Source organism: Acidobacterium sp. S8 (genome assembly GCF_009765985.1).
In the GTDB taxonomy this organism is placed as follows: Bacteria; Acidobacteriota; Terriglobia; order Terriglobales; family Acidobacteriaceae; genus Alloacidobacterium.
In genome coordinates this window covers 116,731-136,091 of sequence record NZ_LMUM01000002.1, presented here as the reverse complement: position 1 = coordinate 136,091, position 19,361 = coordinate 116,731, and the positions used below count along the sequence as shown (strand labels likewise).

Sequence of the window (19,361 nt, the reverse complement as noted above, 5' to 3'; positions counted from 1 at the left end):
GGTTTCTTCATGGGAATAGTCTCTCTCCGTTCCGGAAGACCTGCTCATCCACATTTATTGGGACAACTGGCAGTACGGAAAGGGCATTGTCTATCCCACAAACGAGATCACGGAACGCAATGGCGTGATCTGGCAATCTGCACAGGTTCTCGATATTCAATTCAATGTGCCTGTTGATGACAAGAGTTTTGCGATGGACGCAAAGGTCGCGCAACAGAGTGCGCAGCAAAAGGGATGGGAGCAGCCATTTCGTAACGACCAGAGCACACAATTGGCGGACGGCATCGATCTTTATCAGGGATCGTGGAACACAACCATCGTAAGACAGCCGGATGGCGTTGTCGTTCTCGAAACGCCGATTTCAAGCACGTTTACGCAGGGCATCTTTAAAGAGGTGCAGAAGAAATATCCGGGAGCCAAGGTCAAGGCTGTGCTCTCAACTTCGGATTCGTGGCCCCATGTCGGGGGCATTCGCTTCGACGTATCGCAGGGAGTTCCGGTCTATATTCTCGATCTCAATCAGGCACTTCTGAGCCGGATGATTGCTGCTCCTCATACGATCAACCCTGATGCGCTGGAGAGATCGCGGAAGAAGCCCGAGTGGAAGATTGTTTCCGGCAGGATGGAATTGGGCTCTGGCGCGAATCGCATGGAGCTTTATCCGCTGAGGGGCGCATCGACGGAGCGGCAATACATGGTTTATTTCCCTGAGCGTCGTCTTCTCTATGCGAGCGATACGCTCGTCGTGAATCCGGATAAGACACTTTACGATCCGCAGCTAATGCATGAAGTGAGGCAGGCTGTGGAGCGGGAGCATCTGAAGGTCGATTCCGTGTATGCGATGCACGAAGGGCCAACGCCTTGGAGCGATGTTGTGACCATGCTCGATAAGACAACGTAGTTTTTTTCGGGAAGAGCGGTCCGAAACCATGCTCTCAACCCAAGGGCAGGCGAACTAGTAACCCAAACCCAGGTCGCCTGCCTCTTTTTATGCGTTATCTCCGAAGAAGATTGCCACCTGCTCTTTGCGCGGCGGTTTGGTGCATGCGCTTACGATCACCAGGCAGAGCACCGCGATCAGCAGAGCGGGAAAAATTGCGTCCCGCTGGGCTAACACGGCCGGCAGATGATTGTGCACGAAGCTCGAATCCCAGAAGACAGTAATGAAGGTTCCGGCGCCGATGGCGCTGACCGCGCCTGCTGCATTCACACGCCGCGAGTAGAAGGCCGCGAGAATGACTGGCGTGAGCGCGGCTGAATAAATGGTGTAGGCGTAGAGCGTTTTCTTGAGAACCGATCCCGTGTGCATTGCCTGGTACAGCGCCCAGACGCCGAGCAGCACCACCATCAGGCGCGAAACGATGAGGATGCGTTTGTTTGAGGCATCCGGCGCAATATATCGCGCAAAAATGTCATTGACCAGATTCGTAGAGGCGGAAAAGAGATAGTTGTTTGCCGTTGAAATAATCTTGGCGAATATGGCCCCCATCAACAGCGCACCCAGCAGCGTTGGGAGATTATGCAGAGCAGTGAAGGCCAGAATCTCACGTGGAAATGGCGAGGCATGATTTTCGATGGCGCGCACATGGCCGAGCATTGCCAGGATCACAATGACTGTCTCGAGAATCACGGTGCCGATGATCCATCCCACGACGGCAACACGCGCATCTTTCTCCGACTTGGCGGAAAAGAATTTCTGGTACATCGTCTGGTTGCCCATCATCAACAGGCACGTTGGGAAAAACAGCTCCAGCGCGTGGATGAGTGTGTCTCCGCCGAGTACGGTAAAGTGCGAGGCGGGCAAGGCTGCGTGAAATCCGCTCCAGCCGCCAACCGAGTGCATCAGCACCGGAAGGGCGATCAGCATGGTGATAGTAGCCAGCATGCCGATGACGACATCCATATAAGCAACGGAAGACATGCCGGCAATCGCGGTAAAGACGATGACGAAGGCCGCAATGATGTATTTGCCCAGATCAGGAGTGATGACGGTGGGGAAGATGAGGCTGAGAATATCGCCGCCGCCGATCAATTGATAGCTGCTGATTGCCGCGTAGGTGAATAATGTGGCGATCACGCCGAGGATGCGGGCTGTCTGGTTGTAACGTGCTTCAAGCAGATCGGGGATGGTGTACTGCGCGAACTTACGGGCGCGCGGCGCAATGAAGTAGATGAGCAGCAGACCCGCCCATCCGCCGCCGCCCTGCCAGAGGGCCACGAAGCCGTGGTTGTATGCATTCTCGGCGCCTCCGAGAAGGGAGCCGGAGCCAATCCAGGAAGAGAGCAGGGTAAAGACCAGCACGAAGGCGGGCAATGATCGGCCAGCGACCAGATAGTCGGCCTTGGTTTTTACCTTTCCCAGACGCGTGAGTGAAACAATCAGCAGAGTAAGGACGATCGCGCCGATCACTGCGGCGTATAGATGGCTCATAGGTATCTTTTATCCGTAATCGTCAGTGTACGGGCAAAGCTGTCAGGTCGTCAGGCGGGATTGCACCCAACTGGGCGTGACTCCGCTGACACGCACGACTTTATTGCGCGATTGCTCGCCGCTAAGAATCTCGACGGCAGAGCGTGGCACCTCGAGCAGATCGGCAAAGAAGCGGACCAGAGCTTCGTTCGCCTTGCCTTCGACTGGAGGCGCAGCCAGAGCCAGCTTGAGGGTATCGCCTACGAACCCAGTGATTGCCGTGCGGCTGGCGCGTGGTTGCACACGAACGATGAAGCTGACTCCATTTACGGTCTCCCGCAGCTCGATCATGCGGGTTTCGGGCGTGCGCCGAAGATGGCGGTGCCGATTCGCACCAGCGTCGATCCTTCTTCGATGGCGATTTCGAAATCGCCCGACATGCCCATCGAAAGCTCCTTGAAATCGAGGCGCGGATACCGCGCTGCCAACTCTTCGCGCAACTGGCGCAATTTGCGAAAGCACTTCCGGGCCGTCTCAGGATTCTCATCGAAGGGGGCGACCGTCATTAGCCCTCGCGTCTGGAGGTGGTGGAGATCCGGCAATTGCTCCAGCAGTTCTGCCAATTCACTGGAATCCGCTTCGAGGCCGGTTTTAGCCTCTTCTTCGCTCAATTTGAGTTCAATCAGAGCTGAAAGCTGACGTTTAGCCCTCGCGGCAGCATCATTCAGCCGCTGAGCCAGCTTGAGAGAATCGACCGTATCGACGGCGGAAAAGATTTCGGCGGCGCGTGCTGTTTTATTGGACTGCAGATGTCCGATCAGATGAACGGCCGCCCGATGGTCCGATGTGAAGGTATCGGCGACCGGTATCCGGAGATTATCCAAAGCGGCTTTTTTTTCCTGGAATTCCTGCACCCTGTTCTCTCCAAAGAGCCTTAATCCCGCTGTAAAGGCTTCCGCCAGCAACTCTGCGGGATGGGTTTTAGAGACGGCCATGAGCCTGACGTGGATTCTTTCCCGACCCGCCTGCCGACAGGCCGTCAGGATTCGTTCTTCGACCCGCTGGATATTTTCTGAAATGTGTTGATGACCTGACATGCAGACTGATTGTAAGAGGAATGCCGAGAAAGAGTGGTCTAAGTAGCCTTTTTCGGCTCGATTTCGACCTTATTTTGGGATCGTGGAGTGAATCTGAAAGAGGAGCCAAATACTAAAAATCATATTCTCCCTTCACCGTTTTGTAGCAGAAGGAAGCAACGTTAATGACACCTAATTTTCGCCCATAGTTAACTACTTTAGTATTACTACCTTATGAATTTGGCCAGCATGGTCTATTAGCATATTGATACGGCCAGCCAGTTGCTATAAGAGTTAACATGAAAAAGATTAACTCTGGGCTTCGGCTCGGGGCGCTTGCCCTTGCAGCATTGTTGTTAGTTCCTGGAACGTTTTCGGTGATCTCAGTATCGACGGCATCTGCGCAGTCGGTAATTTCCGGTGACATTGCAGGAACCATCACAGATCCCTCCGGCGCGGTAGTACCGAACGCGAACGTAACTGTAAAAAGTCTGGATACCGGCGAAGTCAAGAACGTGGTTTCCAATGATGCCGGTACATATCGCGTTTCTTTACTTAAGCCCGGCCAATATCAGATTACCGTTACCGCCTCTGGTTTTCAGAATGCCGAGGAGAAATTGACAGTCCAGGCTGGAATCATCGCAGCGGGCAGCTTCAAGATGTCTCTCGGCGGCAGCTCGCAGACGGTTGAGGTCAGCGCGGAAGCCCTGCCCCTGATTCACACCGAAGACGCAAATATCTCCACCAATTTTGACCAGCGCCAAGTGCAGAGCATGCCGAACCCCGGCAATGACATCACCTTCCTTGGACAGCTTGCGCCCGGGTCCACCATGAATACGACGACGCAGGCCACGAATGGAATGTTCGGTTACGGTAACTTTTCGAGCTTTGGCCTGCCAGCCACCTCGAACAATTTCACCGTAAACGGCACTGACGAGAACGATCCGTTTTTCAACGTGAATAACTCGGGTGCGACCAACATTCTGCTCGGTAACAACGAGATCAGCGAAGCGACGGTGATCAGCAACGCCTACAGCGCACAGTACGGTGGCCTGGGCGGCGCGCAGATGAACGAGATCACCCGCTCCGGCACAAACCGCTTCCACGGCAACATGGTTTACTGGTGGAACGGCAGCAGCCTGAATGCGAACGAATACTTCAATAATCAGCAGGGTGTGAAGCGCCCGTTCGATAATGACAACCAGTGGGCAGCCGCGATTGGTGGCCCGGTGAAGAAGGATAAGCTGTTCTTCTTTGTCAATACCGAAGGTTTACGCGTCGTTTTCCCTACCAATACTGCAGTTTACATTCCCAGCGCTACCTATCAGAGCTCAGTTCTGACGTCGGTAGCTGCCAACAATCCGAGTGAACTGCCGTTCTACCAGAACATGTTCTCGCTTTATAACAACGCCAATGGCGCAGCGGGAGTCGTTCCGTTTGTCGATGACGGTGGAGTTAACCCGGATGTCAACACCTTCCGTTCGACAGCGTCCTCGGGCGCCAACGAGTGGATTCTGACAGGACGCGCGGACTGGAACATCGGCGACAACGACAAAATGTATGTCCGCTATAAGCAGGACAAAGGCTTCCAGCCCTCGTTTACCGATCCGATCAACCCGTTGTTCAATCTGACCAGCAACCAGCCCTCTTATGAAGGCCAGCTGGCAGAGACGCACACCTTCTCGCCCAACATTATTAACCAGCTGTCTATCAACGGTTCTTACTATCGCGCCATCTTTCAGGCACCTGATCCGGCTGCGAACCTTGCTGCGTTTCCGGGCACTTTCGAGTTCTCCGATGCGGAGGATACGAGCGGTACCCCAACCACAAACCCTCATTATGGCCACACGGACACGCTCACCACGCTCAATCAGTACGGTTATTTCCCGAATGGCCGCAACGCCACTCAGTATGGTTTCCTCGACGATCTGAGCATCAGCCGCGGCAATCATACGATCAAAGTTGGCGCTTCGTTCAAGCGTGATGACATCAGCGACTATGACCCGATGGAGCTGACGGCTCCGCTGCTGGTCGGCTTTGGTCCGTCGCTGGCTAACATGTATGGCGTGGGCTCATACAACGACGGTTATGCCTTCGAGACGCTGCAAGCCTTCCCGCTGAGCAAGTCGCAGCCATTGGCCTTCTACCAGCTTGGTGGATACGTTGAAGACGACTGGAATATCCGTCCAAACCTCAAGCTCACCGCTGGTATTCGTGTCGAGCACAACTCGAACCCCATCAGCACGAAGAATGTCATTGCCAACCTGTCCGGCGACTTCTTCGGCCAGAGCCCGAATACCTCAACTCCGTACAACAGCTACATCAATGCTAACCAGCACCAAGCCTTCCACAGCTATCAGTCCTTTATGGTGGAACCGCGCATCGGCTTTAACTACAGCCTTTCGCCGAACACGGTTGTTCGCGGCGGCTTCGGTATGTTCGCTGATGTCTTCCCAGGAACAGTGGCAGACAGCCTGATCGCGAACCCGCCGACCGAGCCTTCGTTCGCTGTTTTTGACCAGCTGATTGACCCATCGCTTGCGGGTAGCGGATCGCAGATCGCCTCGACGAATGCAACCGCCTTCCGTACTGGCTTCAGCCAGGGAGCCAGCTATGACAGCCTCTCAGCGGCCAATCCGACTTTTTCGGCGCCAAACTTCGTTTCCGGCGCGCAGGATGTCCAGTATCCGCAGTATGAGGAGTGGAGCTTCCAGCTTGAGCACCAGTTCCCATACAACACGGCACTTGCGATTGGCTATGTCGGCAATCACGGGTATCACGAGCCGGTCGTAAACAACAGCGCCAACTCCTATGGTTTCGGGACGCTGCCTACGACTGCTCCGGTACCTTCGTTTGCTCAGGTGCAGATCTATCACAGCGCTGCGAGTTCTAACTATAACGGTCTGACCGCAACGGCGACGCATCGCGAAAAGTACACGACTATCACGGTCAACTACACTTATAGCCACGCACTGGACGAGATTTCGAATGGCGGATTCCTGCCATTCAATCCCGGCAACAGCAGCAGCCCGAACAATCCGTACGATTTCAGCCAGAACTATGGGAACTCGGATTATGACGTGCGTCACAACATCACAGGCAGTTACCTGATTACGCTGCCTTACTGGGGTGGACCGCATCTCCTTACGGATAAGTGGCAGTTGAGCGGAACCGTCTTCTATCACACCGGTTTCCCATACTCCATCACGGACAACAACCTTGCTTCTGCTCTCCAGAGTCAGAATTACTATGGCCCGGCCTTCGCGCAGCAGCTTGGTCCTCAACCCTCTTACAGCTGCAGCTCGAGCGCAGTTGCAAACGTTGCTACCGGCGAGGGAACACCCTGCCTCCAGCTCAGCGGATTTGCTTCGCCGACGGGCTTCAATGTGCAGCGTCGCAACCAGTTCTTCGGCCCGCATTATGTGGACAGCGACTTCGCAGCGCAGAAGGGATTTGCCGTTCCTCACTGGGAAGGCGCCTCTATCAATGTGGGAGCGCAGTTCTTTAACCTCTTCAACCATCCGAACTTTGCGCAGCCGGTAAGCGACATCTCCAGCTCGCTCTTCGGCAAGATCAACAGCGTAGTGAGCACTCCGACCAGCATCTTCGGAAACGGTCTGGGCGGCGACGCTTCACCGCGTATCATCCAGCTCAAGGCAAGCTTCCAGTTTTAACGGAAGCAGGTTTTTAGCGCAGAAAGGCGGCTCTTGCGAGCCGCCTTTTTCTTTGTGCCTTCGCGTAAAGCTTTCGTCTATTTCTTAATGCAGTCTCTCCAGAGAGAACCGTCGAACGCTTCTGTGCGTAGAAGCTGGGGAAAGCCAGTTACTATGGTGGCCAGGGATTAATGAAAAACAAACGACTATCTCCCAATTTGCTGCGCTTTTTCCTGGGGCTTTATGTATTGGCTGGTGTGACCTACTGGTTGTCCATGACCCTGGACCACTGGACGGCGATCCTGCATGCGGACCGGCATGTCCAGGCGCCATTTTCTTACGATCCCGATACCCGGGTGATTCGCGGACTGCAACCGGAGGCGGAAGCGGCCAAGGTTTCCGAGGGAGCGAAGCTGGATTCGCTGAACGGCGTTCCTTATTCGGCACGCGTGTGGGATGAGATTGTGAATACCGCTCACGCCGACGACATGATGGATGTCGGCTTCACACGGAGCGATGGAAGTTCCGGGACGGCCACGATTACATTCGTGCGGCACAAGCCCGTTCTCGCCGGCGTTCCGAATACGGTACTGATTTTTCAGGAGATATTTCTTTCCACCGTTGCGCTTGGGTGCCTGCTGATGGGCGGCTGGGTAGTGCTGGTCAAGCCGCAGGAAGGCAATGCATGGCTGCTGTTGATTCTGCTTACTACCTTTCCCAGCGTGCTTTTCCTGAATCACCATGGGTTTGCCACGGGTCTGGCGGCGCTGCTGGCGGAGACATGGTTTCAGGTGCTGCAATTTGCGGCGATTCCGGCGCTGTTGCTCTTTGGCATGTATTTTCCGGAGCGTTCGCGTTGGGACGTGAGGTTTCCCTGGATCAAGTGGCTGATCCTGGTTCCATTAATCCTTTGTGCTCTGGTGATGGTGCCCGCTGTTTATGGAGACCGCTTTGGTTCCGGTAATGCGCCCCTTCTGGCTCAGTTGGATGATTGGGCCGAGCGCATCGAGAATTTTCTGGATTTGATGTGCATCGCGCTGTACCTGGCGCTAACTCTGGACAAGCTGCGGTCCGCCTCTACGGAAGACGCTCGTCGTCGCCTCCGCGTGCTGACGACGGGCATGAGCATCGGGATGGGGGCATTCCTGGTGGCGGTGGTGGTTCTGCCGCGGTTCGGCATTACCGGCGATATGAGGAGATATCTCTGGATTGAGTATGTTGCGGCGGCGGTATTTCTGTTTGCTCCACTCACTCTGGTCTATGTGGTGCTGGTGCAGCGCGCGATGGATGTGCGCATCCTGCTGCGCACGGGCGCGCGGTACGCACTGGCAAAGGCGACGCTGTGGGTAGTGCAGTTTGCGCTGGTGGCGGTGGTTACGCTGCAACTGGTGATGCCGCTGTTTGGCAAGAAGCAGCCGCAGCTCTCGGACGCTATCGGTCCGATGATCTTTTTCGGAATCGTGCTGGTGCTGCGGGTGGGCGTGCGCAAGCGGCTGCAGCAGTGGATTGACCGGCGGTTCTTTCGCGAGGCTTACGATGCCGAGCGCGTGTTGAATGAGCTTGCCGAAGAAGTACGCCGCTACACGGAAACGGGTCCGCTGCTGGAAACGGTTGGACGGTGCATCGTGGATACGCTGCATGTGGACCAGATTGCGATGCTTCTGCAGCGGGGCGAGTATTTTGTGCTGCAGCAGTCGATTGGCATCTCGGCGTCGGGAACGCTGACTCTGCCGATGCAGTCGTCTACGGTTCGTTTTCTGACGAATTCGAATGAGCCGGCGCGGCTTTATCGGGACGATCCGGATGCGTGGTACCTGATGGCGGGAACGGCGGAGCGCTATGCGCTCGACAAGCTGAATGCCGAGCTGTTGCTGCCGCTTCCGGGTAGAAACAGGATGATGGGCGTAATGGCGCTGGGGCCGAAGCGATCGGAGGCAGCTTATTCTTCAGCAGATTTGAAGCTGCTGCAGGCGCTGGCGTCGCAGACAGGGCTGGCGCTGGAGGTCAGCGAACTGGCGCGGTCGCTGGCGAATGAGGCGGCGCAGCGCGAACGGAATAACCGCGAGATGGAAATCGCGCGCGAGGTGCAGGAGAGGCTCTTTCCGCAGGAGATGCCGGTGCTTCCGGGCGCGAAGATTGCGGGTTTCTGCCGTCCGGCTCTGGGCGTGGGCGGAGACTATTATGACGTGCTCGATCTGGGGGAAGGCCGGGTTGGGCTGGCGGTGGGCGATGTATCGGGGAAGGGCATATCGGCAGCGCTGTTGATGGCGAGCCTACGGGCATCGCTGCGTGGTGTGACGCTGGACAGTCCGCGCGATTTCGCCAAGCTCATGCACAAGATCAACCAGCTGGTTTATGAGGCCTCGGCTTCGAATCGATACGCGACGTTCTTCTTTGCTTCGTATGATCCGGAGACACGCAGGCTTGAGTGCGTCAATGCCGGGCATAATCCGCCGGTAGTGCTGCGTGGCGAAGAAACCATCAGGCTGGAAGCGGATGGTCCTGTAGTGGGTTTGCTGCCGTTCGCTCCTTACACGGAGCAAACCATGATGCTCGCGCCCGGCGATCTGCTTCTGCTCTATACGGATGGCATCAGCGAAGCGATGACTCACGAAGACGAAGAGTGGGGTGAGGAGCGGATGATTATTGCCGCACGTGCTTCGATCAAAAAATCGGCCAACGGGGTGCTGGACGATCTGTTTGCGGCCGCAGACGCGTTTACGGCAGGAGCGCCGCAGCATGACGACATGACGATGCTCATTCTGAAGCTGGACTCGTAAAATCAGATTATGCAGAGACGATGGCTTGCAGGAATTATAGGGCTGGTGCTGAGTTGCGCCGGCTATTGCGTGTTGGCGCAGGAACCGGTCATTCCTCACGTTGCGCCCCGTGCTGCCAATACGCTGGTGATGCTGCCGGATGGCTCAACCGTACACGTGGAGCTGGCGAAAATAGAACCGGAGCGCGAGTTTGGACTGATGGAGCGAAGCAGCCTTCCACAGGGGCGGGGCATGCTGTTTATTCACGAACGGACCGCTCCATATTCCTACTGGATGTACGACTGCAAGATCGGGCTCGATATCGTCTGGATGGACGAAAACCATCGAATTGTCGAACTCTCTCCGGACACGCCCCCATGCAAAGGTAAAGCAAACACCTGTCCTTCTTATGGCGGCCATGCCAGCTCGATGTATGTGCTCGAGCTTCCGGTCGGGTCCATCAAGACCCATGAACTGCAGGTTGGTCAGACTGTCAATTTCAATCTTGAATAATGTCGCTTATTTGCCGGCGTTAGCTGTTTCTTCCATCGCAGCCTGGTAGTGCTGCTTATTTGCCGGCAGAGGGAGAAGCTTGTAGAGAATCAGGACGTTTCTGTCGGAATCGTCGAAAGCGTGGAACTCGGCGACCTGTTGCAGAGAATATTGTGTCTGCAGGTCTTCAAGCGTACCTGGATCGAGCTCGTTCCAGGCTGCGTACCATCCCGGCTGGTATGTGTGAATGCGGTAGGGCAGGTCGTAGGTGCCGAAGTCGTCGCAGATCGACGGCAGATGATTGATGAGAGTGATGTTCGATCCGCTGATCGAGAGCAGAAGGCGGTTGCCGTTGGGGTGCTGGTCGATATAGTCCGTCACGCCGTTCGCTGCATTTACAAAGGTGTACTCGGGATGACGAAGGAAACCAGCCATCATGCGCAGGTTCAGCCCAATGCTGATCAGGATCACAGCTATCGCTGCGAATCCCGCCCATTTATGCTTTGCCAGCAGTAAGCCAGTGCCCGCGCAGACGATGAGAATGATGGGGAACGCGACGACGAGGTAATAGCGCGGCTGGGGATTGTTGTGCCATCCGGTAAAGAAAATGTACCCGGCGGCAGCCAGAAGGGAAGCTACAAACAGGGGATTTTTCCAGAATCCTCGTAGCCACACAACAGACAGAATCAGTAGGGCCACAGCGAGCAGGCAGATGAGCCCGTCCATCCATAAAGAGCCGTGAAGCGCCCACCAGAAAGCCATGATCCAGCCGCCTGCGGTAGTCGGCAGGTCCCACCGGTTCGCGGCAAAAAGATACTGATAGTCGGAAAGGTAGTGTGGCCGCACGATCAGGAAGAAATAGGCTGCCCAGGGAAGAATCGCGGCTGTCCCTACGGCTGCTGCGTACCGGATGAAGACGCGGATTCGATAGGCGGCCGCATACCAGAGCAGATACATGCCCGCAGGAAGCAGGAAGATAGCGGTAGTCTTGGTCAGGATTTCGAGGCAGATCAGGAAACCGATGGCTGCGAGCATGATTCCGCGCGCGGTCGCCGACAGAGCTTTCGGCAAGCGCAGAGTCAACAGCCATGAGAGCAGCATCCAGAAGACGAGGAGCGGTTCGAGGATGGCTAGGCGGCTGAAGGCGAAGATGAAGGCGCTCGAAGCGACGAGTGTGACGCCCAGCAGCGCCATGGTACGGGTGTGGTTCGTCCGGACGAGCGCGTAGGTCAGCAGCAGGTTGCCGGCAAAGACTACGAGCACGAGCAGGCGGGCGGCGACCAGGCTGACGCCGGTAAAGCGGAAGACGATGCCTTCGAGCAGCGGCCATACCGGGAGCGCGGCTCCCGGATTGAAATCACCGGGCAGGCGCCATGATCCGCTGAGGAAATGGCGGATGGCGGCGCTCCCATACCAGCCCTCGTCGGTGTATTTGGAGTAATCCATCCAGGGAGAAAAATTGGGGAAATCGGCGCGCAGGTGCAGCAGGTGTACTGCATACAGCAGGCAGAGGGCCGTGATCCATACGAATGTGAATACCCGCGTCCACTTCATTGTTGTTACGAGGCACTCCTCAAGAAATTTCAAGGTGGAATTGGTTATGAATGCGTTGTGCTGCGTGAGGTTTTCTCCAGTTTATCGAAGCTTTGGAAATCGAGGCGGGGCAATTGCTTATCGGGCTTCTAAATAAAGAGCCTTATGGCTAAAAGCGGAAAAAATCAGCTTCCATGGCTCCTGGGATCGCGGCGTGCCGGGTTCACAAAGATCGTGAACCATTGCAGGGAACCGGATCGCAATTTTCTGCGTATTCTGTTGCATGAGCGCAGCCGGCACCATAACGTGGAATGGGTGGGGCGCCGCCAGAACGGGAACAAGAAGCGTACAGACGCGGTCACAATTCCCTGATTCCTGGCAGCGACCACAAAGTGCCGGAGATACCAGCGGGACACGCCGGTCGGTAGACAAGACAGGGGACAGGCATTTGGAAGCGGACTGGCAATTGGTAGTGAAGCGCTGCCTAGACGGCGATTCGCTGGCATGGACGGAACTGGTCAAAGCACACCATCGCCGCGTCTATGGGCTCTGCTACCGCTTTACCGGGTCGCCGCATGACGCCGAAGACCTGGCCCAGGAAGCTTTTCTGAAGATTTACGGAAACCTGGCGACATTCGATCTTGCCAGAGGCAGCTTCCAGACATGGATTACGACTCTTACCCGGAATCTTCTGGTCGATCATTTCCGCCGCTCAAAACAGCAGCGCGTGACCGATTCCATGGATGCCGGCTGGGACGAGAATGATGAGCAGCAAATCGCGGAGAGGCTTTCCGATCCGCGACCCACACCGCACGAGCATGCGGCAAGAAAAGAACTACAAAAAATGGTGCAGCAGGCATTGACGAAAGTCTCGCCTGAACTGCGCGAAGCAGTGATTCTGCGCGATCTGCAAGACATGGACTACAAAGAAATCGCGCAGGTTTTACGAATTCCTGAAGGGACTGTGAAGTCGCGTATCAGCCGCGGTAGAGCGGAACTGGCACGGCTTCTCGATCGTAGTGGAAGGCAGGTGGTTTAAATGTCGGAGCATAATCCATTTCAACAAAGTCCAAAGGGGCAAATGCCGTGCGAGGAATGGGAAGCACTGCTGGTCGATGCCCTGGATGGAAGCCTGAAGGCTGAAGATCAGGCCGTTTTTCATCTCCACGGAAAAGACTGCCCAATGTGCGCCGAGATGCTGGCGCAGGCAAAGCAAGGGCGGGAGTGGATGCAGTTTCTGCAGGAGGAACCGCCAGTTCCTGCCGACCTGGTATCAAAGATTCTGGACCGCACCAGCGGTGCATCCCTGCCGCAACTGGCGGTGGCCGGGGCGGCACAGCCGATGGCTCTGCCGATTGGCCATTTCACCATGCGGCGCAGCCTCAAAGATGCGCGCATGCTGATGACCGCAGCGATGGCCTTCTTCTCCATCGCACTCACCCTGAACCTGCTTGGGATTCGCATCGATACGTTCCGTGCGGCGGACTTGAAGCCGGCGGCGCTGCAGATGAATATTGCGCGGCAGTTCTACGGCGCGAAGAAGCAGATGGTGAGCTACTACGAGAATCTACGCCTGGTGTACGAAGTGGAGTCGAAGATGCGCGAGCTTCGCCAGGATGTGAATACGGACCAGAATACGCAGCCGCGCAAAGATGAGAAAGATCAGAAGAATCCGCAGGGTGACGCGCATAAAAATGGCGGCAAACTGCAGGTACCAAAGGCCCCGGTGGAACCAAAAGTCGTGATGTGGGGAGAGCCGGTTCTGGCCAGCCTGGATTGCACCAGGACTGGTCACAGGGTCGGTCACGAAGAAAGAAGTAAAGAGGTACATGGAGTGGTAGTGAAACAAGAATCAGACCAGGCAGAAAGGAGCTTGGTATGAACTGCGCAAACCATCCCGATCTTCCCGTTGCGGCTTACTGTCAGAATTGCGGCAAACCGCTTTGCGCGCAGTGTGTACGTTCGATTTCGGGCGTCATCTATTGCGAACCCTGCCTTGCAGCAAAGCTTGGAGTTCCTGGCGCCACGGCAAATCCATCGCCGAACGCCGCTATGCCACCCTTTGGTGAGTCACCCAGCCCGGGATTGGCTTTGGGCCTTGGATTTATTCCCGGCGTAGGAGCCATGTACAACGGCCAGTTCATCAAGGCGTTGATTCATGTGCTGGTATTTGTGGTGCTGATTGCCATTACGAATGAGCACCCTCTGTTCGGCATCTTCATCGCAGCCTGGGTTTTTTATCAGGCGTTCGATGCCTACCAGACAGCCAGAGCGCGTCGCGAAGGCCTGCCCTTGCCTGATCCGTTCGGATTGAACGAGCTGAGTCAGCGGCTGGGAGTGCCTAACCGCACCTACTCGGCACAACCACCCGGGGCGTATGTAGGAGGAGCACCTTTTACAGGATCGGCTCCCTTTGCAGGGATACCGCCGGCGCCCGGAGCTTATCCGCCGCCACCGCCTCCTCCGGCGTCGTATGGAGAGCAGTACGGCGGCGAGCCATATATGCCGGTGCCGCCAGTGCCGCCTCCGATGCCGCCGCCTGATCTTCCGGGTCGAAGGCCGGAGCCTGTGGGAGCGATCGTGCTGATTGTCGTGGGCATGCTCTTTCTCTTCAGCACGCTGGGTGTCCTACGCTTCGACTGGATTGGCCGTGGGTGGCCTCTGATTGTGATCGTAGTAGGTGTGTGGATGCTGGTTCGGCGCACGCGGGAAACCCCGCCGCCGGCCCCACCAGCAGGAGGTGTGCAATGAACAGGTATATTTTCCTGCATCGCATCCAGGGTCCGGCTATGCTGCTTACCTTCGGCGTGGCCGCGCTGCTCGACCAGTGGGACATTCTGAGCTTTGGCCGCAGCTGGCCGCTTTATCTGATCGTGCTGGGCGTATTGAAACTGGCACAGCGCGCGGCTTTAGCCAACGCGGAGCCGCCGCCGGGCTACCCCCAGCAAGGCTATCCCGGTTATCCGCCAGCCGCCGGAGTTTCCAGCACCGGCTCAACCGCTTTGATTCCTACAGACAAGGCAATCCATCCGGATTCCGGGGACAGGGGGTAAGCCGTGGCCGCATCACCTCCGCCTTATAGTCCGCGCGACAACCGCGACCAGTGGAAAGCATGGGGGCGCGCTCAGAAGGAAGCTGCTCGCAGCCGCCGCTATTACTGGCGCTACTATCACCGTCCTTCCATTGCGGGGCCGATGATTCTACTCGTGATCGGCATCCTGGCACTGCTGATGGAAATGGGACGGCTGAGCGCCGCACGTTTCTGGGGATGGTATGCGCAGTGGTGGCCACTGTTGCTTATCGGCATCGGCTTGATTCTGTTGCTCGAATACTTCCTTGACCGGAACAATCCGTATGCAGGGCGCCGCTCGATGGGAGGCTTCGGGTTTCTGATTCTTCTTCTGCTGCTTGGCGGATGGGGCACCCATGCTTCGCACATGTGGGGACCGTTGAGCGATCAGTTCTCTGACAACGGCAACGATTTCTGGTCGATGATGGGCGAAGAGCACGATAATGATGTGCAACAGGAAGAAGCCATCTCGCCGAATGCAGCTGTGCAGATCCAGAATCCGCGTGGCGATGTGACGATTACCGCTTCGAGCGATGGCAAGATGCGGGTGCGAGCGCACCAGGTTGTGCATAGCTCATCGGATAACGAAGCACGGAAGACTTTCGATGTGATTGCGCCCAAGGTGGTGAATTCGGGTGCGAATGCCGTGCTGACGGTCGAGGGCAGAAACAATGCCCGCGTCGACCTGACGGTGGAGTTGCCGTCCGACGCAAGCACGGTCGTCAACGCCGGGCGCGGTGACGTGACCATAGAAGGATTGAAGGCCGGATCGGATGTTACGGCCGGACACGGTGACGTGAAGTTCGACGATGTGGGCAGCAACGTTCACGCGCGGATGGAGCATGGCGACCTTTCGGCTCACCAGATTGCAGGCGACGTGACAGTGGACGGCCACCTGGGTGATGTGACGCTCTCTGACATTAAGGGCAAGGTGAATCTTGATGGCGAGTTCTTTGGCAATACGCATCTGGAACAGATCGGGTCGGCAGTCCATTTCCACTCCAGCCGAACGGATCTTACGATTCCGAAGCTGCAGGGCGATCTGACGATGGACTCGGGCGATCTGAATATCAGCCAGGCGACTGGGCCGATGCGCATCGTTTCGCGTTCAAAGGACATGGATCTGTCGCAGATTGGGGGGGATGCTCATATTGAGAACAATAACGGCGATATCAGCGTTACGACGGCGACGCCGCTGGGCAATCTCCAGATCAGCAATCGCACAGGGGACATCTCGGTAACGGTGCCGGAAAACGCAAGCTTCGCCGTGACTGCTTCGAACGGCGACGGGGATCTGCACACGGATTTTCCGCTGACGATGACCAATTCAGGCGACCGGAAGTCGGCGCAGGGGCAGGTCGGTAACGGCGGTCCGCATCTGGAATTGACAACCGGGCATGGCGATCTGCAAATCCGCAAAGGCGGGCTGGCTGCTCCACCAGCGCCTCCGGCTCCGCCAACGCCGACAGCTCCGAAACACCTGCGCGCACCGGCCGCTCCGGCTACGCCGGCGCAGCCAACCGAGCAGTAACCAGCGCTTCGGCCTGACTGACGACTTCTTCGAGCGTCAGATGGGTGGAGTCGATGACGACGGCATCGGGTGCAGGTCTCAATGGAGACTGCGCCCGGTTCCTGTCGCGGTCGTCGCGCTCACGGATTTCCCTGAGAATGATTTCCTGCGGAGATGATTTTCCGGATTGCTCATAGCGGCGCTCGCCGCGTGCTTCCGGAGAGGCGTCGAGAAAAATCTTCAGGTCAGCATCGGGGAAGACGACAGTCCCGATGTCGCGACCTTCCATGACAACCCCGCCATCTGCTCCGAGCTTGCGCTGGAGGTTGACCATCCATTGACGGATGGGCGGATGCACGCTGACCAGCGATGCCGCCTGCGTGACGGCTGCTTCGCGGATGCGGGTAGTAACGTCGGTTCCATCGAGCAGAACGCGATTGCCGGAAGAGGTCGGCTCGAGCGTGATAGAGGTGCGCGCGGCCAATTGCCCCAAAGCGACGGTATCTCCGGGATCGATGCTGTTTTCGTTAGCCTTCAGAGCGAAGGCGCGGTACATGGCGCCCGTTTCGAGGTTCAGCAGGCCAAAGCGGGCGGCCAGACGGCTTGCCACGGTGCTTTTGCCTGCGCCCGCGGGACCGTCAATGGCCACAATCAAGCGACGGGTTCCACTCATTCGCCGGATTTCTTTCCTTTTCGGTTATTCGGACGCTTGCCGCCCGGACGCTTGCCGCCGAAAGACGACTTCTTGCCCGTGCTCTTTTTGAATCCGAAGCTCTTGCCGCCCTGGCTGGCTGGCCTGGAGAAGGACTTCTTCGGACGTTCTGCGCCTTCGCCTGCCGCACGCTCGCGTTGCGGCGGCTTCTTGCGGTCGAAGCCTTCGCGGGTGGCAGGCCGTTTTGCGCCGAACTTCGGTCTGTCGCCGGGAGCACCTTCTTCGCGCCGCGGACGGAAGCTGCCGCCGGCTGGCCGGGGCTTGAAAGGACGGCGTTCGGTTGCATCGCCTTCGGCGCGGCGTGGTCGAAATTCGCGATGCTCCTCGCCTTCCCGACGCGGCTTCCATTCCTTACGCGGTCCAGCCGGGCCGCGCTCGCGTGAAAACGACTTGCCAGCGGGTTTTCTGTCTCCGGTCGGTTTGCCGAAAGGTTTGCGTGCGCCCTCGCCGCCTTCGGTGCGGCGTGGCCGAAACTCGGAGCGCTCTTCGCCTTCGCGGCGTGGCTTCCATTCCTTGCGCGGTCCAGCCGGGCCGCGCTCACGCGAAAACGACCTGCCGGCGGGTTTTCTGTCACCCGCAGGTTTGCCGAAAGATCTGCGTGCGCCCTCGCCGCCTTCGGCGCGGCGTGGTCGAAATTCGGAGCGCTCTTCGCCCTCGCGGCGCGGCTTCCAATCCTTGCGTGGCGGCCTTGCAGCGCCGCCTTCACGGGAGACAAATTTACTGCCTGGTCGCCGGTCGCCGGTGCGATTGCCGAAGGGCTTCTTCGCGCCTTCGCTGCCTTCTTCGCGGCGAGGACGGAATCCTCCTGATGGGCGCGGCTTGAATTCGCGACGGCCTTCACTGCTGCCGCCCTCGCGGCGCTCGAACCCTGCGCCCTCTGTGCGGCTGCGATACGGCTTCTTAAATCCGCCGCCTTGACCGGCCTGACGGCGCGGCGGAAATTCACGCGGTCCTTCGCCTTCGCGGCGCGGCTTCCATTCCTTGCGCGGTGCTCCAGCAGATTCGCCGGTACGCGGACGAAATGGCTTACGGAAGCCTTCTCCGGCTGCTGTGCGGCGAGGACGAGACTCGCTGCCTTCCTTTTCGGCAGGACGCGGCGTCCATTCGCGACGCGGCCCCGCGGAGCCGGGGCGTTTCCAACCGCCAGCAGCGGGTTTGCGGGCTGCCGGGCGATCTCCGAAGGCTGGACGTTCGCGGCGCGGACCGCGATCTTCCGTGCGGCGCGGAGTGAAGGGCCTGCGCTCACGCGGAGCAGCATCGGCTGATTCCGCTGCGGCTGCAGTTTCCGGCGCAGCTTCGATTTCAGGAAACTCCGGCAATCCACCCGCAATGTGAAGCAGACTCTGGGTGCCGAGCGCGATAGTGAGAAGCTGGCGCGTGGTGGTGAGTCCGCTCACGACTTCGCGAATACGCGACCGCGGTGCGAGCGGAGATAGAAAAGTCTCGATCTCGTCCGAAGTAGCGGCGATGACCGTATCGAGGTAGAGCGAGATGAGAGCCGACAGTGCGGTAGCCTGCGCCATGCCTCCACCGCTTTGCATGGCTTTTTGGTGGCGCGATTCGAAGAGCTCCCAGGCGGTGTCTTCGCCTTCGGTATAGATAGGCAGTACGCGGAACGCTCCCCAAAGCTCGCCGAGGGCACGGAGCACAGCGGCCTCGGTCACTTCGCGTCCCAGCAGATTTTGCAATTCAATCGCGGTCAGAGCGCCTTCGCGCTTGAGCAGCTTCCAGGTTTCGACGACCAGCGGCGAAGATTTGTCTCTCGGGCCGCGCTTCCAGTCTCGATCGCCGCGCAGGGCGAAGACGTATGGCAATGCCTCGACCGACGCAAGGAAGTCCGGCTGTTCAGAAGCGGTGCCGAGCAGGTTGAGCGGAGTAGCCTTTTGATCGGCCAGGAGGCGACGGGCCATCTCGAATGCGGTCTGGATCGCAGCCGGTGGCGGGGTCGCGTTGGTTTCGCCATGGATAGCTTCGGTAAACGATGGCGCAGGAGATTGTATCTGTGTCTTGCGTGGCAGAAAGAGGCTTACGCCGGTGGAGTCGATCCACGTTTCTGCGTCCTCAATGGTGAGGATCGGGTTTGCCTTTTGCCGCCATTTTTCGGCGCGTGCTGCCTGGAGCTGCTCTGTTGTCAAAGAATCCTTCT

General features: G+C 57.6%; 15 protein-coding genes. 9 read left to right on the top strand and 6 right to left on the bottom strand.

Annotated features, from left to right (window positions below):
* Positions 1-124 precede the first annotated feature (124 nt).
* The gene (locus GSQ86_RS00675) at positions 125-901 is read left to right on the top strand and encodes an MBL fold metallo-hydrolase (protein ID WP_158748031.1); all 777 of its coding nucleotides are present in this window, start codon (positions 125-127) and stop codon (positions 899-901) included.
* Between the two features lie 87 nt (positions 902-988).
* Here GSQ86_RS00675 and GSQ86_RS00670 read toward each other — a convergent pair whose 3' ends face one another.
* From GSQ86_RS00670 to GSQ86_RS00660, 3 genes are read right to left on the bottom strand one after another with little or no spacing between them, the layout of a single operon-like run.
* Positions 989-2,431 carry a sodium:solute symporter gene (locus GSQ86_RS00670; RefSeq protein ID WP_158748030.1) on the bottom strand — a complete coding sequence of 481 codons (1,443 nt, stop codon included), beginning with the start codon at positions 2,429-2,431 and terminating at the stop codon, positions 989-991.
* A gap of 42 nt (positions 2,432-2,473) precedes the next feature.
* Complete coding sequence (locus GSQ86_RS00665) at positions 2,474-2,761, bottom strand: DUF167 domain-containing protein (protein WP_158748029.1); 288 nt, start codon at positions 2,759-2,761, stop codon at positions 2,474-2,476.
* The gene (locus GSQ86_RS00660) at positions 2,758-3,507 is read right to left on the bottom strand and encodes a YggS family pyridoxal phosphate-dependent enzyme (protein ID WP_158748028.1); all 750 of its coding nucleotides are present in this window, start codon (positions 3,505-3,507) and stop codon (positions 2,758-2,760) included. The genes GSQ86_RS00665 and GSQ86_RS00660 overlap by 4 nt, the downstream gene beginning before the upstream one ends.
* A gap of 278 nt (positions 3,508-3,785) precedes the next feature.
* Here GSQ86_RS00660 and GSQ86_RS00655 point away from each other — a divergent pair, with 278 nt between their 5' ends.
* The 3 genes from GSQ86_RS00655 to GSQ86_RS00645 all read left to right on the top strand — a co-directional run bounded on the left by GSQ86_RS00655 (position 3,786) and on the right by GSQ86_RS00645 (position 10,411).
* A complete protein-coding gene (locus GSQ86_RS00655) occupies positions 3,786-7,160 on the top strand; it encodes a TonB-dependent receptor (RefSeq protein WP_158748027.1) in 3,375 nt (1,124 codons plus the stop codon).
* A gap of 170 nt (positions 7,161-7,330) precedes the next feature.
* The gene (locus tag GSQ86_RS00650; protein WP_158748026.1) at positions 7,331-9,919 is read left to right on the top strand and encodes a SpoIIE family protein phosphatase; all 2,589 of its coding nucleotides are present in this window, start codon (positions 7,331-7,333) and stop codon (positions 9,917-9,919) included.
* A 9-nt stretch (positions 9,920-9,928) separates the two neighbouring features.
* Positions 9,929-10,411, top strand: coding sequence for a DUF192 domain-containing protein (locus GSQ86_RS00645; protein WP_158748025.1), 483 nt, complete (start codon positions 9,929-9,931; stop codon positions 10,409-10,411).
* A gap of 6 nt (positions 10,412-10,417) precedes the next feature.
* Here the strand turns inward: GSQ86_RS00645 and GSQ86_RS00640 are convergent, their stop codons facing one another.
* A complete protein-coding gene (locus GSQ86_RS00640) occupies positions 10,418-11,944 on the bottom strand; it encodes a glycosyltransferase family 39 protein (RefSeq protein WP_158748024.1) in 1,527 nt (508 codons plus the stop codon).
* 262 nt (positions 11,945-12,206) lie between these two features.
* On the opposite strand from GSQ86_RS00640, the gene GSQ86_RS00635 reads away from it, so the two are divergent.
* The 5 genes from GSQ86_RS00635 to GSQ86_RS00615 are packed head-to-tail and all read left to right on the top strand — an operon-like array spanning position 12,207 to position 16,524.
* Entirely contained in the window at positions 12,207-12,962 is a 756-nt protein-coding gene (locus GSQ86_RS00635) for an RNA polymerase sigma factor (protein ID WP_158748023.1), read from the top strand.
* Positions 12,963-13,004: 42 nt separating this feature from the next.
* On the top strand, positions 13,005-13,805 hold the full coding sequence (locus GSQ86_RS00630; protein WP_158748022.1) for an anti-sigma factor: 801 nt from the start codon (positions 13,005-13,007) through the stop codon (positions 13,803-13,805).
* Positions 13,802-14,674 carry a B-box zinc finger protein gene (locus tag GSQ86_RS00625; protein ID WP_158748021.1) on the top strand — a complete coding sequence of 291 codons (873 nt, stop codon included), beginning with the start codon at positions 13,802-13,804 and terminating at the stop codon, positions 14,672-14,674. The genes GSQ86_RS00630 and GSQ86_RS00625 overlap by 4 nt, the downstream gene beginning before the upstream one ends.
* Positions 14,671-14,976 carry a LiaI-LiaF-like domain-containing protein gene (locus tag GSQ86_RS00620; protein ID WP_158748020.1) on the top strand — a complete coding sequence of 102 codons (306 nt, stop codon included), beginning with the start codon at positions 14,671-14,673 and terminating at the stop codon, positions 14,974-14,976. The genes GSQ86_RS00625 and GSQ86_RS00620 overlap by 4 nt, the downstream gene beginning before the upstream one ends.
* A gap of 3 nt (positions 14,977-14,979) precedes the next feature.
* Positions 14,980-16,524, top strand: a complete 1,545-nt coding sequence (locus GSQ86_RS00615; RefSeq protein WP_158748019.1) for a DUF4097 family beta strand repeat-containing protein — start codon at positions 14,980-14,982, stop codon at positions 16,522-16,524.
* On the opposite strand, the gene cmk is transcribed toward GSQ86_RS00615, so the two are convergent.
* Both cmk and GSQ86_RS00605 read right to left on the bottom strand, forming a co-directional pair.
* Positions 16,496-17,176: a (d)CMP kinase gene (gene cmk / locus GSQ86_RS00610; protein ID WP_158748018.1), complete on the bottom strand. Its 681-nt coding sequence runs from the start codon at positions 17,174-17,176 to the stop codon at positions 16,496-16,498. The two genes, GSQ86_RS00615 and cmk, sit on opposite strands and share 29 nt — an antisense overlap.
* On the bottom strand, positions 17,173-19,350 hold the full coding sequence (locus tag GSQ86_RS00605) for a hypothetical protein (protein WP_158748017.1): 2,178 nt from the start codon (positions 19,348-19,350) through the stop codon (positions 17,173-17,175). The genes cmk and GSQ86_RS00605 overlap by 4 nt, the downstream gene beginning before the upstream one ends.
* Between the last annotated feature and the right edge of the window lie 11 nt (positions 19,351-19,361).

What these genes read in the sequence shown, in the direction of transcription:
- GSQ86_RS00650 (WP_158748026.1), top strand. Translation starts at nt 7,331, where the DNA reads ATGAAAAACAAACGACTATCTCCCAATTTGCTGCGCTTTTTCCTGGGG.
- GSQ86_RS00640 (WP_158748024.1), bottom strand. Translation starts at nt 11,944, where the DNA reads ATGAAGTGGACGCGGGTATTCACATTCGTATGGATCACGGCCCTCTGC.
- GSQ86_RS00655 (WP_158748027.1), top strand. Translation starts at nt 3,786, where the DNA reads ATGAAAAAGATTAACTCTGGGCTTCGGCTCGGGGCGCTTGCCCTTGCA.
- GSQ86_RS00625 (WP_158748021.1), top strand. Translation starts at nt 13,802, where the DNA reads ATGAACTGCGCAAACCATCCCGATCTTCCCGTTGCGGCTTACTGTCAG.
- GSQ86_RS00630 (WP_158748022.1), top strand. Translation starts at nt 13,005, where the DNA reads ATGCCGTGCGAGGAATGGGAAGCACTGCTGGTCGATGCCCTGGATGGA.
- GSQ86_RS00665 (WP_158748029.1), bottom strand. Translation starts at nt 2,761, where the DNA reads ATGATCGAGCTGCGGGAGACCGTAAATGGAGTCAGCTTCATCGTTCGT.
- GSQ86_RS00620 (WP_158748020.1), top strand. Translation starts at nt 14,671, where the DNA reads ATGAACAGGTATATTTTCCTGCATCGCATCCAGGGTCCGGCTATGCTG.
- cmk (WP_158748018.1), bottom strand. Translation starts at nt 17,176, where the DNA reads ATGAGTGGAACCCGTCGCTTGATTGTGGCCATTGACGGTCCCGCGGGC.
- GSQ86_RS00645 (WP_158748025.1), top strand. Translation starts at nt 9,929, where the DNA reads ATGCAGAGACGATGGCTTGCAGGAATTATAGGGCTGGTGCTGAGTTGC.
- GSQ86_RS00670 (WP_158748030.1), bottom strand. Translation starts at nt 2,431, where the DNA reads ATGAGCCATCTATACGCCGCAGTGATCGGCGCGATCGTCCTTACTCTG.
- GSQ86_RS00635 (WP_158748023.1), top strand. Translation starts at nt 12,207, where the DNA reads ATGAGCGCAGCCGGCACCATAACGTGGAATGGGTGGGGCGCCGCCAGA.
- GSQ86_RS00660 (WP_158748028.1), bottom strand. Translation starts at nt 3,507, where the DNA reads ATGTCAGGTCATCAACACATTTCAGAAAATATCCAGCGGGTCGAAGAA.